16 protein-coding genes and 2 pseudogenes are annotated in these 16,067 nt (G+C 57.3%); 9 read left to right on the forward strand and 9 right to left on the reverse strand.

The features are described from left to right. Positions 1 to 94 precede the first annotated feature (94 nt). The 3 genes from V1283_RS28500 to V1283_RS28510 form a co-directional block, all read right to left on the reverse strand. Positions 95 to 1,444 (reverse strand): MFS transporter, encoded by a 1,350-nt coding sequence (locus V1283_RS28500; protein ID WP_334389920.1) that lies wholly within the window; start codon positions 1,442 to 1,444, stop codon positions 95 to 97. Between the two features lie 37 nt (positions 1,445 to 1,481). Further along, positions 1,482 to 2,948, reverse strand: a complete 1,467-nt coding sequence (locus tag V1283_RS28505; RefSeq protein WP_334389921.1) for an amidase family protein — start codon at positions 2,946 to 2,948, stop codon at positions 1,482 to 1,484. Between the two features lie 179 nt (positions 2,949 to 3,127). Continuing rightward, positions 3,128 to 3,835, reverse strand: a complete 708-nt coding sequence (locus tag V1283_RS28510; RefSeq protein WP_334389922.1) for an ABC transporter substrate-binding protein — start codon at positions 3,833 to 3,835, stop codon at positions 3,128 to 3,130. Positions 3,836 to 4,120: 285 nt separating this feature from the next. Between V1283_RS28510 and V1283_RS28515 the strand changes: the two genes are divergently transcribed. The 3 genes from V1283_RS28515 to V1283_RS28525 all read left to right on the forward strand — a co-directional run bounded on the left by V1283_RS28515 (position 4,121) and on the right by V1283_RS28525 (position 5,312). Further along, the gene (locus V1283_RS28515; RefSeq protein WP_334389923.1) at positions 4,121 to 4,339 is read left to right on the forward strand and encodes a hypothetical protein; all 219 of its coding nucleotides are present in this window, start codon (positions 4,121 to 4,123) and stop codon (positions 4,337 to 4,339) included. Positions 4,340 to 4,434: 95 nt separating this feature from the next. Next, positions 4,435 to 4,590 (forward strand): hypothetical protein, encoded by a 156-nt coding sequence (locus V1283_RS28520; protein ID WP_334389924.1) that lies wholly within the window; start codon positions 4,435 to 4,437, stop codon positions 4,588 to 4,590. 245 nt (positions 4,591 to 4,835) lie between these two features. Beyond that, on the forward strand, positions 4,836 to 5,312 hold the full coding sequence (locus V1283_RS28525; protein WP_334389926.1) for a hypothetical protein: 477 nt from the start codon (positions 4,836 to 4,838) through the stop codon (positions 5,310 to 5,312). 53 nt (positions 5,313 to 5,365) lie between these two features. Here V1283_RS28525 and V1283_RS28530 read toward each other — a convergent pair whose 3' ends face one another. The 4 genes from V1283_RS28530 to V1283_RS28545 all read right to left on the reverse strand — a co-directional run bounded on the left by V1283_RS28530 (position 5,366) and on the right by V1283_RS28545 (position 8,038). Then, the gene (locus V1283_RS28530) at positions 5,366 to 5,767 is read right to left on the reverse strand and encodes a hypothetical protein (protein WP_334389927.1); all 402 of its coding nucleotides are present in this window, start codon (positions 5,765 to 5,767) and stop codon (positions 5,366 to 5,368) included. 68 nt (positions 5,768 to 5,835) lie between these two features. After that, entirely contained in the window at positions 5,836 to 6,285 is a 450-nt protein-coding gene (locus tag V1283_RS28535; protein ID WP_334389928.1) for a hypothetical protein, read from the reverse strand. Between the two features lie 46 nt (positions 6,286 to 6,331). Further along, complete coding sequence (gene gfa, locus V1283_RS28540; RefSeq protein ID WP_334389929.1) at positions 6,332 to 6,895, reverse strand: S-(hydroxymethyl)glutathione synthase; 564 nt, start codon at positions 6,893 to 6,895, stop codon at positions 6,332 to 6,334. Positions 6,896 to 6,928: 33 nt separating this feature from the next. Continuing rightward, positions 6,929 to 8,038 carry an S-(hydroxymethyl)glutathione dehydrogenase/class III alcohol dehydrogenase gene (locus V1283_RS28545; protein WP_334389932.1) on the reverse strand — a complete coding sequence of 370 codons (1,110 nt, stop codon included), beginning with the start codon at positions 8,036 to 8,038 and terminating at the stop codon, positions 6,929 to 6,931. 104 nt (positions 8,039 to 8,142) lie between these two features. On the opposite strand from V1283_RS28545, the gene V1283_RS28550 reads away from it, so the two are divergent. The 5 genes and pseudogenes from V1283_RS28550 to V1283_RS28570 all read left to right on the forward strand — a co-directional run bounded on the left by V1283_RS28550 (position 8,143) and on the right by V1283_RS28570 (position 12,646). Continuing rightward, positions 8,143 to 9,057 carry a LysR family transcriptional regulator gene (locus V1283_RS28550; RefSeq protein ID WP_334389933.1) on the forward strand — a complete coding sequence of 305 codons (915 nt, stop codon included), beginning with the start codon at positions 8,143 to 8,145 and terminating at the stop codon, positions 9,055 to 9,057. Between the two features lie 429 nt (positions 9,058 to 9,486). After that, positions 9,487 to 9,741: a hypothetical protein gene (locus tag V1283_RS28555; protein WP_334389934.1), complete on the forward strand. Its 255-nt coding sequence runs from the start codon at positions 9,487 to 9,489 to the stop codon at positions 9,739 to 9,741. A 121-nt stretch (positions 9,742 to 9,862) separates the two neighbouring features. Continuing rightward, the gene (locus tag V1283_RS28560; RefSeq protein ID WP_334389935.1) at positions 9,863 to 10,885 is read left to right on the forward strand and encodes an RES family NAD+ phosphorylase; all 1,023 of its coding nucleotides are present in this window, start codon (positions 9,863 to 9,865) and stop codon (positions 10,883 to 10,885) included. A gap of 100 nt (positions 10,886 to 10,985) precedes the next feature. Then, positions 10,986 to 11,624 (forward strand): HD domain-containing protein, encoded by a 639-nt coding sequence (locus tag V1283_RS28565; protein ID WP_334389936.1) that lies wholly within the window; start codon positions 10,986 to 10,988, stop codon positions 11,622 to 11,624. Between the two features lie 290 nt (positions 11,625 to 11,914). Further along, positions 11,915 to 12,646 (forward strand): annotated as a pseudogene (locus tag V1283_RS28570) (LysR substrate-binding domain-containing protein). 247 nt (positions 12,647 to 12,893) lie between these two features. On the opposite strand, the gene pdxR reads toward V1283_RS28570, so the two are convergent. Next, positions 12,894 to 14,300 carry a MocR-like pyridoxine biosynthesis transcription factor PdxR gene (gene pdxR / locus V1283_RS28575; RefSeq protein ID WP_334393214.1) on the reverse strand — a complete coding sequence of 469 codons (1,407 nt, stop codon included), beginning with the start codon at positions 14,298 to 14,300 and terminating at the stop codon, positions 12,894 to 12,896. An 88-nt stretch (positions 14,301 to 14,388) separates the two neighbouring features. On the opposite strand from pdxR, the pseudogene V1283_RS28580 reads away from it, so the two are divergent. Next, a pseudogene (locus V1283_RS28580) lies at positions 14,389 to 14,610 on the forward strand (cupin domain-containing protein); the annotation flags it as partial. Between the two features lie 330 nt (positions 14,611 to 14,940). Here the strand turns inward: V1283_RS28580 and V1283_RS28585 are convergent. Further along, positions 14,941 to 15,756 (reverse strand): alpha/beta hydrolase, encoded by an 816-nt coding sequence (locus tag V1283_RS28585; RefSeq protein ID WP_334389937.1) that lies wholly within the window; start codon positions 15,754 to 15,756, stop codon positions 14,941 to 14,943. Positions 15,757 to 16,067: the final 311 nt, after the last annotated feature.

The following is a 16,067-nucleotide window of genomic DNA, read 5'->3' on the forward strand; positions in this document are numbered from 1 at the left end:
TCGACTCGGCGTCGAAATGTGGTGATTGGAGGCTGCGATGGCACGAAGCCGCCTCTCGCTGCAACGAGCTTACCGGCGCGGCATTGCGCCAGCGTTAGGCAACCTTGCCGGACTGACTCTTTTCCAACGCAAATACCGTTATCGCAGCAATCACAGAAGGCAGAGCGATCCATTGAAAGAGATGATCGTGCGACAGGTTGAATGAGATCAGTAATCCACCCAGCATTGGACCGATGAACGAGCCGATTCTGCTGATGGATTGCGTAAATCCAATGCCCGTGGCGCGAATTTGGGTGGGATAAAACGCGGCGATATAGCCAACGATCGAAAGGTGCACTCCCACAATAAAGAAGCCACCAAGAAAAATGCAAATCATTAAAGGAGTGGCCTGCGCAGGAACGAGCCCAATCGCAACGACAGCACACGCACCGATGAAGTAACCCCCACATATGATCGGCAATGGGTTCACGCGCTGCACAATCCAAGACACGATCAAGCTTCCGACAATTCCCGAGATATTAAAGACAACGGTACCCATCACCGCTCGCTCGATGGGCAGCCCCGAATTTGTCAACACTAACGGGATCCAGCTTGTCAGCAGGAAAACAATCACGAAACTGAAAAACAGCGTCAGACTGAGAAGCACCGTTCCAGCCCTGAATTCACGACTAAAAAGATCCGATATTCGAGCGGACGATACCTTGGTTTCCTGGAGCACAAATTTGTCCGTCGGTGCAAACTGGTTGCCCGAAACGATTTTATTCAAGGTCCGAGCGACTACTTCGGGAGAGCGCCCCTGAAGAGTGAGGAATCGAACCGATTCCGGCACCACGAAGTAGAAAATCAGCAACAAAAAGAGCGGCACAACACCACCAATCCAGAAAGCTATGGGCCAGCCAAAGTCCTGAATAAGCGCAGCCGTTAGGAACCCGCCCAGAACACCGCCAAGCGGAATCCCCCATAAAGTCATCGTTACAACCGTTATACGGTATTTGGCAGGCGAATATTCCGAAGCCAATGCAAACAGGTTTGGCATGGCCCCCCCCAACCCGATCCCTCCCAATACCCGCAAGGCAACCAAAAGCTCGTACGACTTCGCATAGGCGCAAGCGAGAGTTGCGAGCGCAAATCCAAATATACATGCAAGAAGGACAACTCTTCTGCCAATTCGGTCGGCCAACCTCCCTAGAACGAAGGCCCCGCATGCCGCCCCAAAGAGGCCAGCCGAAAAGATAATTCCAAAACTTGTAGGAGGAATATGCAATTCCTTGCCAATGGCCGGAGCGACAAACGCAATGATTTGAGTATCAAATCCGTCAAGCAACATAATCGCGAATAGCAGGAGTGCAGTCCGGAGATGGAATCCTCCAAAGCTTGCCTCGTCGATTACCTTTGCCACATCTACACGGGAAGGTTGGCTGCTAGGAACTTCCTTATTCAACATGTCGCTCTCTTAACGTCCGAGGGTCAGATTGAAATCGTCACTTGATGTCGAAGATCCGGTCATAACTCCTGGGCATGGAAGCTGCCCGCTCGATGACCTCGCCAGCAGCCAGCATACGAAACTCCCTAAAACTCTCAGCGACGAGTTGAACGCCGACCGGAATATCATTCACAAGTCCAACCGGCACACTCAAGCCGGGAAGACTAAGTGCAGCCGTTGCCATCAGAGGGCTCTGCTCCGACACCATCCGTTCGTATCGGTTTGGCCCTTGCAAATCTTCACCCCATTGAAACGGAAGCTGACACGATGTCGGCATCAGCACTAATGGAAAGCGAGCAAATAACTCATTCCACTCACGCCGCATCACATCCCGCGTCTTCATCAAATTCACGTATCCACTAGCATCCAAAGGTTTTGCCAAGCCAAACAAATCATGAACTGATTTCATGATGATCGGATCGCCTGTCGCCTCGACTGCCGCGAGCATGCCAGTCTCTGCTTCCGTTCTCGCACACGAAAGCCACATCTGAGCTACATCAACGATCGACGGTGGGCGGACGCGTTCGACAAAATAGCCGGCATTTGAAAGCCATCCAGCGGCCCGCACCAGCGCATCCCTGATTTCAGGTGCGATGACAACTCCGTCCATATCGTCAACAAGAGCGACTCGGACCGGCTTGTCGTCATCTTCATATTCGAGCCGAGCATCGACCCACATGGGATCACGCGTATCCCGCTGCGCCATCTCCTTCAGCGACAGACGGAGATCACCAACGGATCGAGCAATCGGTCCTTGCGCGGACATCGTCTGCAAACCGAATGCACGCAACGACACCGTCGATGAATACGCCGGAACTCGCCCCGGTGTCGGTCTGAGGCCAGCCACACCACAAACATAGGCGGGATAGCGAATTGACCCTGCGATATCGGTGCCATGTGCAAGTGGGCACATTCCGGCCGCAACGGATACCGCGGCGCCGCCACTGGATCCACCGCTTGTAATCTCATCACTCCAAACGTTAAGCGTTCGCCCGTAGAGCGGATTTTCCGTAAACCATCGGTACGAGAAAGATGGCACATTGGTACGGCCCAGAATGATGGCTCCAGACCTACGAAGATTGGTGACCACAGCGCTGTCTTCGGGAGCGATAAGCGCCTTATTGGCAACGACTCCGTTCGTCGTCGCCTCACCTTTTACATCAACGTTGAGCTTGATCGTGACTGGAACACCGTGCAACGGCCCGACCGCGCCTTGACGCTTTAGCGTTTCGTCAGCCTGCTTGGCAGCTCGGAGAACGCGCTCCTCGTCCAGATGAACAATGGCGTTCAACTTCGGATTCACCTGAGAGATACGTTTCAAATAGCTTGCGGCAACTTCAGAGCATGAGATTGTGCCAGCACGTATCTGATCAGCAACGTCCTTAGCATCCCAGCGCCACACCTCAGACGGCAACTCGGATGTGCTACGATCAGCCGCGTCACCTGATCCAAACTTGAAACTCATCACAATCCCTTTCTACCCGCGTCGTTTTGCATTGCGTCGAGTTCGCCTCTCTGACAACAGAAATCCTAAACGTCGCGATCGGACAAACTTGGCGCAATTTCGGCCAAGTGTCGGGTAGCAATGTCATTAAGCATTGGCCCAATCGACAACGTAATGCGACCTGATTGCATTCGGTCTTATCAAGCAGCGGACTGCTGGTTGAATCCTGCACTTATGGATATGCGCTGCGCCTTGGAGGATTGCGCCTGCAGCAGGAACGAGGAGAACTCAGACGTGTTGATCGGATGCTTCACTGCGCCGACGACCTTGCCGCCCGTCGCGTCGATGACCTTGCGGCTATCGGCCTCAAGCTGCGAGCCGAGAGAGTAATCGGCCGAGAGGAAGAACCATGTCTTTGCGCCGAGACGCGAGATCGCCCTGGTTGTACCCTGAGACAGTGCGTAGGTATCATAGGTCCAGTGAATGCCCGTCATCGAGCATTGATCTCCGGTCAGGCGAGACGTCGCGGCGCCTGTGGCGAGAAACAGCCTCTTCTTGTCTCGCATGATGCCTTGCACCGCCAAAGCAACGGCGGAATTCGGCGCGTCGAGGATCTCCTCGACGCCCTCATTCTCCAGCCAACGCCGCACGATCATCGATCCCACATCTGCCTTATTCTGATGGTCGCCGGCAACCTGAACGGTACGACCCAGTACCTTGCCCTTGAAGTCGTCAACGGCCATCTGCGCCGCAACCACCGATCCCTGGCCGCCATTATCGGCGTAAAGCGAGGACATGTCGGTCAGGACCCCGAGCTTGACCGGACCGTCCTGCATCGCGGACGTCACGAACAGTGTCGACGCCATGACGGCCCCGATAGCATTGCCTTTGACAGCTGCGATCGACATCACGCAAAATCTCACTGCCCGTCTCCTCCACCCACGGCTGCCACGATAATGACGGGATCGCCCGGTTGCGGAAGTGAAACTCTTGCAGAGAGGTCCTGAACAGCATTCATACTGCCGGCGTCTGCAACGCCGCAGCATTCTTCGTCCACTCAGTTGGGTCTGCAGCGCGTCTGGCTTTAACTGGAATCGATCGCAGCAACACGTGGGCGGACGGTTCGCCATCGATTGGATCCATATCGTGTCCGTTTCTTTCAAGACATTGGACTTGAACCTGCTTAAGGTGAAATGGCCTTTTTTTTCACTAGGTACGTGAAGACGCCGACCGCAATCACTATCTTTCCGGGTGATTATCCGATCTCCAACCCACCGCTAAGCGCGGCGAAGCGCGGTTACAACGTCGTTCAGTACACCGCGATGCCGTCCGGCGGACATTTCGCAGCTTTGGAAAAACCCGAAGAGCTCGTGAGCGAAATCCGCGCCGGACTTCGCTCCCTGGGCAAGTGAGCCTTACACAAGGTGATGCAGTGCAGCCCGTCGTCGACGAACTGGCAACCACAATAAACCAATCGGCCAGTGAGATATGTAAGGAAGCATTATAATTGCCACCGGACTTCCAGCTACATAATCCGGCCATCATCGATGTGTTCGTAGCGCCGGACGAAGTGCCGAACTTGCCGCATCTCGATCTAGAGCAGATCGAGAATTACGCGGTCACGAAGGTCAAGAAAACGGTGCTCGCCGTCACGGGTGGATGACACGGCGTACGCCGTACGCTTCCGATCGGCTTGTTTGCCGCACGACGGCTACTCGCACAATCTGATCTACGGCGACACAAACGCTGATTCTATCGCCGCCAAGGGCTTGAGTTACGGCGGCGCAATCCCGCGAGCAACAGCAGGATATCTCGGGTTACCCGACGACGCCCCAGAAAAGCTCTTCAAGGAAAGCTTGGCGCGGTCTCGCAAGGCACGGCGTGCAAGCTGCTAAAGAGGGGACGCACGTGCAGCCCGAATCACACAAGCCAGACCGGCGCGCGGTGTTTCTCGCCGTCTATTATTTCATTGCGCACAAGCAGATGCACTGCAGTCCAATAGGCTTCCGCGGCGACGGCTGGGGCATCGACCCCACCATCAAGAAGGGACCGCAGCTCATCGGAGACGGCGTCTCCGATGAGCCAGGTCTGCTCGAATTGGTTGCCACGCAGATTTCTGATTGTGCTCGGCAGCAGCTCGGTAACTGCCTCAGACAGCGTCCAGGGTTTCGGCTTAAGATGACCGTCGTTATCTTCTCTCGGCTTCTTTATCTGCAAGTAGTGACGTCGTTCGATCGCACCTACCGTCCAGTAGAGATCGAGGTCCTCGATGCCTTCTGGACGCACGCGCGCAGCCGGACCATTGCGATCGAAATGGTCGAAGAGGCGATCCAAGATGACCGTGGCCTGGTACTCAAAGCTTTGGATTGCGTTGATGCCGTTTGACATAGAGAGAAGGCCGCGTTCCTACCGGCGGACAGTTGGGACCGGCATCTAGTTCAGAATGTATTGCTACGCCCTATCTTATCGTCGGGAGTTAACCTGATAGAGCGTTGGCAAAACTGCTGCAGCTGCTGATCGTTGATGATTTCGGTCTTATAGGCGGCATTGGTGTCGTGATGGAACTTGTTCGCATATTCGAGCAAATCCTGTAGTTCTGCGGAGTCCGTCGCCGCCAATATCTCATCTGGCTTGCCGAGACGCTGCCTGCATAGGCCGAGGAAGGGGCCGAGCAATGTGTCGGGCGGAAACTCCTGCGGATATGCCACCCGCATAAAGGCTTCGAGAAGTGGCCGGAGCGATGCAGCAGCTTCGCGCTCGTCGGCGGCGTTGTTCGAAGCGATGTATGCGACCACCTTGGCATGCCGCTTATCGTGCTCGGTAATCGAGTCCTGCTGCACGTTCCAAGCAACTAGGCTCGATCCATCGTTTTCGCTGATGACCTTTATGGCTGCACGGGAAAACTCGATCAGCCTTCTCCCACACAGTGCATAAAAAGGGTCGCGAGTGGGAGAGCACGATAACTTGCCCCACCCTGGCGGCGCAACTCCTGCACTGTGGTCAGTGATCGGCTTTCGTCTAAACTCGTCATTGGATCATCGATCACGACAATTTTTTGCGCGAGGTGCGCATCCCGATCAAGGGATGCAAAAAAGAAAGCCAGTGCTAGGGTATTGCGATCGCCCGCGCCGAGCGTGTTCTTGAACGCCGGTTCGCCGGGATTGCCGGTCAGAGGAACGGCGATACTATCGATAATTACGTTATACGTGCAGGACGATCCACCCCGGCTATTGACGGAAGATATACGCCCTGCATTCCGCTGTGCGACTGAAAGAGCGACATGGTTTCGATCACCATATTTATCGAAGTCCCGGAAGTTCTGGGCAACATGGAAGGCACCGTGATTGTTAAACAGCAACAGGCGCAGCTTGTGTCACGCAAGCTGCGCCATTTTCGCTGGGGTTTCAGGCCGCCTTCGATTTCGCGACGTGGGTCGCGATCGCATCCATCAGCGCCGGAGACAAACAATCATAAGGCTCAAGCCCGAGTTCCTTGAGACGCGATCGAATGCCCGCCATCGCCGATGGGGCGACGCCAGACTCGATTACGGACGACACAAACGCGGCAAACCCCGGGGCTGCCGAGCCGGCTTCCTGGAAAAGTTCGGGGTGGATGAAGTCGAGGCCATAGAAGGGATGGCCTTTATTCTCGATGCGGCCATACATATGCGTGCCGCAGACCTTGCAGGCGTGGCGCTGAATCGCCGCCGAGACGTCGACAACGTGCAGCTTGTCGCCATTCTCGAGCACGGTCACGTTCTCGCGCGGCACCACCGCGACCACCGAGAAGATCGCGCCGGCGGCCTTCCAGCACTTGGTGCAGCCGCAGGCATGATTATGGGCGACGTCGCCCTTGATGCCGACGTTGACCGGTCTGTCCTTGCATTTGCAGGCCAAGGTTCCGCCGGCAAAGTGCCCGGAGCCTTTCTTTATTCCGTTGTCAACCGATGGATGAATATGAGCAGTCATAGGTCTGTCCTCCTAGTGTTTGGCGTTTTTGCTTTAGAATATGACGACCGAGCGGATCGACTTGCCTTCGTGCATCAGATCGAATCCCTTGTTGATCTCCTCCAGCTTGAGCACATGGGTGATCATCGGATCGATCTGGATCTTTCCGTTCATGTACCAGTCGACGATCTTCGGCACGTCGGTGCGGCCCCGCGCGCCGCCGAACGCGGTGCCCTTCCAGATCCGGCCGGTCACCAGCTGGAACGGCCGTGTGGCGATTTCCTTGCCGGATTCCGCCACGCCGATCACGACGGAGACGCCCCAACCGCGATGGCACGCCTCGAGTGCCTGGCGCATCACGGTCGTGTTGCCGGTGCAGTCGAAGGTGTAGTCGGCGCCGCCATCGGTAAGCGTCACCAGATGCTGAACGATATCGCCACCGACTTTGGATGGATTAACGAAATGCGTCATGCCAAAGTGGCGCCCCCATTCCTCCTTGGCGTCGTTGAGATCAACCCCAATGATCTTGTCGGCGCCCACCATCCTGGCGCCCTGGATCACGTTAAGTCCGATTCCGCCAAGCCCGAACACCACTACATTGGCGCCAGGCGTGACTTTGGCGGTGTTGACCACCGCGCCGATGCCCGTGGTGACGCCGCAGCCGATGTAGCAGCTCTTGTCGAATGGCGCGTCTTCACGAATTTTGGCAACTGCGATCTCCGGCAAGACGGTGAAATTGGAGAACGTCGAGCAGCCCATGTAGTGGAAGATCGTCTTGCCCTTGTGGCTGAAGCGCGACGTTCCGTCCGGCATCACTCCCTTACCTTGCGTATCACGGATGGCGGTGCAGAGATTGGTCTTGCCCGACAGGCACGACTTGCACTGACGGCACTCGGGCGTGTAAAGCGGGATCACGTGATCACCCGGTTTGACCGAGCTCACTCCTGGTCCGATCTCCCGGACAACTCCAGCGCCCTCATGTCCCAGGACGGACGGAAAGATACCTTCGCTGTCGAAACCATCGAGCGTATAGGCATCAGTATGGCAGATCCCTGTTGCCATGATCTCCACCAGAACCTCACCGAACCTTGGCCCATCAAGGTCGATCTCGACAATCTCAAGCGGCTTCTTGGCTTCAAACGCAACGGCAGCGCGCGTCCTCATGAATGTCGTCCTCCCTGTGGCCGAACGCTAGTCGCTTCGCGACATGGTGATAATCCAGCTTTTTCTGAAAACAGTTTTCCCAATTCGCAAAGATGAGGATGTAAATGCAGAGCTGGGAGGGTCTCGATGCCTTCGTGGCTGTCGCCGAAACTGGTAACTTTACCCGCGCGGCCAGCCGCCTCGGAGTATCGATCTCTCAGGTCAGCCGGGAAATAAATCGGCTTGAGGAGCGCCTAGGCACGCAGCTGTTGGTGCGCAATACCAGACGTGTTGCGCTGACGGAAAACGGACGCCTGTTTGAGCAGCGCTGCCGTCAACTAATCGATGACCGCGAAGCGGCCTTCGATTCCGTTATTTCCGGCAAGGATGCGATCAAGGGGCTGATCCGATTGACTTGCGCCGTAGCTTACGGCGAGCGAACAATCACCCCGATCATTGGACGATTCGTAGCCGAGCATCCCGAAATCAGCGTCGACATGGAGCTCACCAACCGTGTGCTCGATCTGGTCGCCGACGGCGTGGATCTCGGAGTGAGGATTGGGGAAATCACCGACGCTCGTCTTGGTCGGGTTCAACTTGGGTCAAGGTCGCTTCACGTGTGTGCAGCTCCTGCCTATGTGGAACGCCACGGCGCTCCCGCGAGTTCGTCGGACATAAACGCCCACGCATGCCTGCTTGGAACAGCCCAACGCTGGCAATTCAAGACCGCAGGACAGGAAAATCAAATCGCCCCGCAGGGACGGTGGCGCTGCAACAGCGGCTTTTCGGTGCTGGATGCCGCAATTCAAGGCCTGGGGCTCTGCCAGCTTCCCGATTTCTACGTGCAGGATCATCTACGCGACGGAACGCTGGTAGAGCTGCTTGCCGAAGAACGCCCTTCTGACCAGGCGATTTGGGCGGTTTTTCCGAAGCGATCGCCCCAGCCGTCGAGGATCGCCGCTTTGATCAGATTCTTGCAGGTGAATCTTTCCCTATCATCCGAGATCCGCCATGTCGATGATCACAATGCTGCGCGATGAACATCGTAACCCCGCGTGCTCGAAAAGGGCCGCGTCGGCATCGGCTCGCTGGCAATGTTCATTGGCACGCTTCGTCCGGCGCGAGCTGTGCCCGCGAGGGGATCAGGGCTAGAGCATCTTCTTTCTCCTAGTTGCGGACGGCAGCGACAACCGCGTTAGGCTGCTCTCGGATGAGCGCGTGACTCGTGTTGTCTACAGATGGTCAACCGCTCCCCGAACAACGCCTGCTCGACCCGCCGCCGCGGTCACGAAACTCGGTTGCACGTCGCTGGCGAGGTTGTCCTGATCTCCCCCGTAATTCCGGGTCAGGTGCGCCTCGCCGCCTGTCGCTACCGCTCGTGAACAGGGCCAGCGCATCCAGCAGGTACTCGCAACGCTGCAATAATCCAAATGTGAAGTCCACCCCACTCCAAACAAGGGAAGCCCATCATGGGTGCATCAACGAAGACAGCCGAACAGACAGTCGTCAACGGCATCAATATTGACGACCTGTTTGCGCGGATCGACGACGTCAAGCGCGAACCTGAAAAAGGCAAGACGAACTGGCACGTCATCACGACTTGGCAGGGCCAGACTGACACGATCGAGTTGGATGGGGAGGGTAGCCATCGCGCTGTGGTACAGCCAGAATCATCAATCTTGGTGCTATTTTATGCGCAAGCGCAACGCATCTATTCGCCATAACCAACGGCCCGAGCGGCTCTGATGCAACCTCAATCTCTTGTGATTGGGTCTAAAGCGGAAGGAGCCGCACGATCAGCGTTGGCACTCGACCAAAGCTTGATGCTTCTTAAGGAGAATTTAGATGATTCAAGGCCCGGATTGGCGCAGCTTCGAGAATTCATTCGAAACCGAGGCCCACTTTTTCAGTCGCACGGCAGCAAGTCAGCTTACATCAATCTTCGATGGTATTGGTGAGTTGCAAACGCGCGACGGTCGCCCACTCGTCGTGGATGCGGGTCCTGGAACGGATTTTCATATCCTCTATCGCGCTCGGGTCTTTCAATCTGACGACAAACTCAGAGCCGCCCTCGGCAGGCCGGACATCCACCTCGGCTCGCCGCCGCCCCCCTTGGCAGCGGCCAACCGAATGAACGCACGTGGCATCTCGGTCTTCTATGGTGCAAACAATCACAATGCGGTTGTTGCCGAGGTGCGGCCGCCTGTTGGTAGTCAGGTCGCGGTGGCCCAATTCGAAATCGTTAGGAATCTTCGACTGCTCGACTTGACCGCTCTTAGGGACGTCCGCGTCACTGGAAGCCTTGCCGATTTCGGGTTAGCTGGGAGAATGGAGAGCGCCGTGTTCCTGCGGTCGCTGAGTGGACATATCACGCGGCCGACAATGCCCGATGACGAACCGCTTGGATACGTCGCAACGCAGGCCATAGTCGATTTTCTTGCGACCGAGGCTTCGGCGCCGATTGACGGCATCATTTTTCCATCAGTGCAGGCCGCCGGAGACGTCCTCAATGTCATCCTTTTTCATAAGGCAGCCCGCGTCGAGCCCCTGAACGTTCCAGAGGGAACAGAGATCAGCGCGAGCACGGGCCGTTGGGCAGAGGATGGTTGGGTGGAAGATTACGAAGTGCTTGAGAAAGTTCCGCCTTTGCACGGGGAAATTGATAAGAACGAGTCGGGATGGCCGGAGTCTACCGCAATTGCGGAAGCAATGCCTCTTAATCCTGGGGATGACGATTGGCGCGACCATAGTTTGCGCATCGTGCCGGAAAGCGTGGTGGTGCATCGCGTAAAGCGCCTCGATTTCGCGACGGACGAATTTGGGGTGAAAAGGCACCGTCGGAAACAACAGGACAGCATCAATTTTTAGACCGGTCGCTAACACCAGCGATCGGAGCGATCAGGCTTCGCCTTAACCTGGTCAATGCAGACGGCGTACATCACACACACACACAGAGATAGGCGTTCCAATGGCTGACATTTCTGGCATCAAGATTCCCGATAGCAAGATCGCGCGCGAAGCCGCCGAGCTCGTACGACAGCATGAGTCTGAGCTGTTGTTCAACCACTCAGTTCGCGTTTTTGTCTTTGGTGCGATGAAAGGCATTCGCCAGAATCTAAAGTTCGACTCTGAACTTCTCTATGTCGCAGCGCTGTTTCACGACTTAGGGCTTGTCGATGCTTATCATACCGACACAAAGCGGTTTGAAGTCGATGGCGCCGACGCTGCGCGCGAATTCCTCCGCAGCCATGGCATTCCCGACCCGAAAGCGGACCTGGTGTGGGAAGCGATCGCGCTACATACCACGCCCGGCATCCCCCAATTTATGCGGCCCGAGATCGGTCTCACAAACGCGGGTGTCCTGGTGGACGTCGTCGGGATTGGATATGATGAATACACGCCAGAGCAACGCGACCAGGTCATCGCCGCCCTTCCCCGCGGTGATAATTTCAAAAGAGATTTTATCCAGGTTCAGACTTGCTCGGCCTTAAAGAAGCCTCTGACGACTCACGGCACCGTCAATTCCGACTACATCCAAGAACACGACCACAAATTTCACATGCCAAATGCATGCATTCTGATCCGCAACGCGCCTTGGCGTAGCTGAACCGCCGTGGACGTTTGTTCCCGTGAATTCTGAATGGGCGATGGTTGTGGCATCCACACAACTCGTTGCTGCCGTGGAAGTGTACCGTTCCGTGTTGCGAGCCCCATACCAAGATCACTCAACTACCTCCTCTGGCTAGCTCTCGGCGCCTTCGCAATAGGCACCGCAGGCTTTGCGGTCGCTAGGCTGTTGTCTGGCTTGGCCCGATATCTGAACGCTGGACTGCCCGCCGCCGGTCACCCGCTCACTGCCTTCTCTCAGACCAGATCCTCTTTCGGGTCGGGGATACCATGGCCGCAAAGGAGCTGCCGACTTTCGTTCCGGCGGTCGCCACCAAGCAATGCACGCTTGCCGCCAACGACTTCACCACGATGGTGTTGGCGTCTCCGCTGCTAAAGATACTCGGTCGCGAGGCGCCAGCGATCGACCTGGTCATCAAGCCGGTAACGCGGATCGACCTTGCCGAGCAGATCGACTTTGGCCGCATCGACGTCGCTATCGGCGTCTTCTCGGTCCCTCCAACCCGTTTCCGCACGGCACTGCTGTTCGAGTATGACGTCGTGCTGATCGCCGGCGGGAAACGCTAGCTCGGCCGGCTCGACAAGGCTAAACGCGTACGCCTGCCGGTGGTCGTCGTCTCCTTTGGCGGCGAACAGGAGGGAGCGATCGGGGGCTTCATCTCCGAGCGGGGTCTTGCCAGGCGGTCGGAAATGTACGACCGCGCCGCGCTCGAACGGGCGCTGTCCGAAAGCGACCGGCCGCCGCGAATCGCGGTCTCGTTGCCGCATTTTCTTACCCTGCCCGCGCTGCTCGTGGATTCCGAACTGGCGGCGATTGTCCCACGCCCGGTGGCGAGGGCGCTCGAGCACACCCATGCGATCACGACCCACGAGCTGCCCTACACCACGACACCCGTCGAGGTCCGACTGCTGTGGCACGAGCGTGTTGAGGGCGAGCCATCGCACGAATGGCTTCACGAAATCCTCCGGCGCGCGACCGAGGAACTCCGGCGCGGGCGGTAGCGGATAGTAAGCTTAGCTCAGGAGACTGGTGCTACGCCCCTATTGAGCTGCCGTGGTGCTCGAAATCGGAACCCAACGCTCTCCATCGAAGCGTTGCGGTCGGAGCGATTTGATCAGGCGGTAGCCGTCAGGGGTCGTATTGACCCCGGCCAGCCGCACACCCAGCAGCCGGAAAGTCCTGCCGTTCTAACTCCAATTTGGGACTTTGGAGCCCTCAAGCCACGATCGCCTGCGGCATCTGCGTTCGTCACCTAAGGCGATCGATGATCCGAATGAGCCGATCACAGGACGCCTCGATTCTCTTTTGTGGAGAAGTGGCGATGCCAAGCAACAGACCAGGTCGCGCCGAAGCCGCCGACGCATACCAGAGTGACAGCGGCGTGGGCGCCAATCCGAACGGCAGCGTCTCTCTGGCGATCGAGAGGTCCGGAGCGCCGTCCGGCAATCGCAGCAGCACGGCCAATCCGGCAATCGAAACGTCGCTGGCGCGTGGGCGAAGAAATTTCAGCAGCGCGTCGCTTTGCGCTGCATAGACGCGCTTGGTGCGCCGGAGATGCCGCATGTAGTGGCCGTCGCGCATGAACGCCGCGGTCGCGAGTTGCACCGCCGGCCCAGGCGCCGGCGAAAGGCACGCTGAGACTTCGGCAAACCGGCTCGCCAGCTGGAAGGGAGCGACGAGAAAGCCGAGGCGCAAGGCAGGGGTCAGTGTCTTGCTGAAGGATCCGATGTGAATGACGCGCCCGGCGCGATCGAGCGAGGCAAGCGCAGGCGTTGCCCGACCCTTCAGCTGAAGCTCGCTCAGATAATCATCCTCGACCACCCACGCCCCTTCCCGAGCGGCCCAGTCGAGTAGGCGTAAACGCCGCGCCAGCGACAATGTGAACCCGAGCGGCGCCTGCTGCCCCGGCGTTACGACAACCAGCGCGGCATCCGAGGCATGGTTGAGGCCGTAATCGACATCCATGCCATCCGCATCAACCGGTATCGGCGCGAGCGATAATCTTGCGAGCTCCAGGCCGCGCCGCGTGAACGGGAAGCCGGGATTCTCGACCCAGACTTTTTGCCCTTCAAGTCCGAGCACACGAAGCGCCAGTCCGAGGCCGCTGCTGAAGCCGCCGGTGATGATGATTTGGGACGGCGAACACTCGATGCCACGCGCGATGGCCAGATAGGCGGCGATTTCCCGCCGCAGTTCCAGTTCGCCACGTGGGTCCGGATAGAGGGCCGGCGCGCTCAATTCTGCGCGAACGGCGGATGAGCGAATTCTGGCGAACATTTTGGCGGGAAAGGTTTCCTGCGCGGGCACACCCATCTGGAAAATCGCCGGCCCAACGGTGAGCTCTTGATACATTCGCATGAACGCGCCAGGAGCGGGCGCGACTTCCTGTCGAACGGTGGTGGAAAGCCGATCCGCGACATGGGTTCCGGTCGCGCGCGAGGCGACGATGAGCTGGGCAGCAGACAGTTTTTCGTACGCCGAGCGAACGGTGCCTCGGGCGACGCCAAGCTGGGCGGCCAGGTCCAGCCAGGATGGCAGACGCACTCCCGGCGCGAGCACGCCGCTCTCGATGGCGGCCGTGATGCCTTTGCGGATCTGCTCAGTCAGTGGCGTCTTCGCGGACCGATCGAGCGGCAAGTTCAGTGGCTTGGTCATGTCTTCGTGGTACACGATTTTTATCACTTATTGGTCCTTTTTTATGGACCATGAGAGGAGCATTTGTGGGGACAAAGGAAACACCACCATGAGAATAGGATCCATCATCGGCGCGGCCTGCACCACAGTCGCCATCGCCACTGCAACGCCTTCCGCATCCCAGGACGCCGGCGCAAAAGTCACGCCGCACTTCGAACAGGCGATCCCCAACATTCCTGGCAAGTCGCTGATCGCCGTGGTCGTCGACTATGCGCCGGGCGGAGCATCGCCATCGCATGCGAAGTCGGCTTTCATCTTCGGCTACGTCCTAGAGAAATCATAGCCCTGCGCCTGCGGCTCAATCACTCGCAGATGCGCTCGATAATCCGTTATCAACCGGCAGCGGTGCATAGGCTTTGCTGCCCTTCGACAAGCCTACGGGAAGTTGGAGGGCAGATTGAGCTCTGAAAAAAAACGGGGGATCCAAAGTGGATCCCCCGTAGAGGTAGTGCTGATCATCAGCACGGGAGAAACTTCGTTCAGCGCGACGACCAACTTTTGCGATACTCCAAGCGCTCTAAGAAGAGTTCGCCTGAATGTCGCGAGGACCGCAATGCGATCACCCCAGATGCCGGCCGCGCGAGTTTGTGACTTTGACTGATCAAACTGTATTGAGGAGAATGTCGATCACAGCTTTGGGCTCGGTCAACATGCAGAGGTGACTGCCCTGGAGCTCAATTGTCTTGACCTTTGGATCCTTTTTCATCTCCTCGTAGAAATAGATAAACGGCGACGGATTGAAACCGAGCGCACGCACGTAAGTGTGAGGAATATCGGGCCTGGACTTGAGCGCGCTCACCGGCTGGTAGAAGGTCCGCCACGGCTGGAGCGCGAGCCTTGGTCCTGCAAACTTGATGACCTCGGGATCTTTGACGCCGAACGCCTCAAATGGGATGGGTGGTAACGGCTGGCCTGCCATCTTGCTCTTGTCAAGAAGAGCCTTGGTATCAGCATCGGCATAGTCGACAAGTGCTTTGCCGTCTTCTGGAACGAAGGCATCGAGATAGATCATCGAACGAATTCTGTCTTTAATTCGCGCGAGCACTCCCGTCGTCACCATGCCCCCGTAGCTCCAGCCGACAAGATCAATATTGCGGAGATCTTCCATCTCTATGTGAGAGACAATATCTTCTACATGCGTTTCAAGATCGACCTTGTCACTCAGAAGATGTTTGCGCTCGCCGAGACCGGTGTTTGTAGGTGTCGTAACCGTATGACCCGCTGCACGTAGCGCGACTGCAACCTCTCTCCAAACCCAACCTCCATGCCAAGCGCCATGCACAAGAACGAATGTTCGTTTGGCATTTTGCGCAAAGACGGGTTGAGATCCGCCAGCCAAGGCGACCGTTGCGAAGGCTGACCAGATCTTGATGCCGTCGCGGCGCGACACTCCACTCTTGTCGACTGCACTAGTCATTCTGTTGCTCCGAAGGAATTCACCAGGATCAAGCCCGGCACGGGAGATAGGGCAGCGCGAAGAGGTTGTGATTTCAATTCAGCCCCCTCGGCGCCGAGCCAGAGCTTAAGCACAACGCAGGATTTTCGGGGTCACTCCCGGTACTGTTGACGAGGACTCCGCGGCAAACATAGACGCCGGCAATCGTACCAAGCAGTATCACGATGAGCAGTGCTGCCGTCTGACGAACGTCGAGACCGAGCAGTAGCGCTTGAACTACACGTAGCCGGTCACCGTGATCACTGATCCTCATGCTAGTACTCCACAAACAC

The organism is Bradyrhizobium sp. AZCC 2262, from assembly GCF_036924535.1.
Lineage (GTDB): Bacteria > Pseudomonadota > Alphaproteobacteria > Rhizobiales > Xanthobacteraceae > Bradyrhizobium.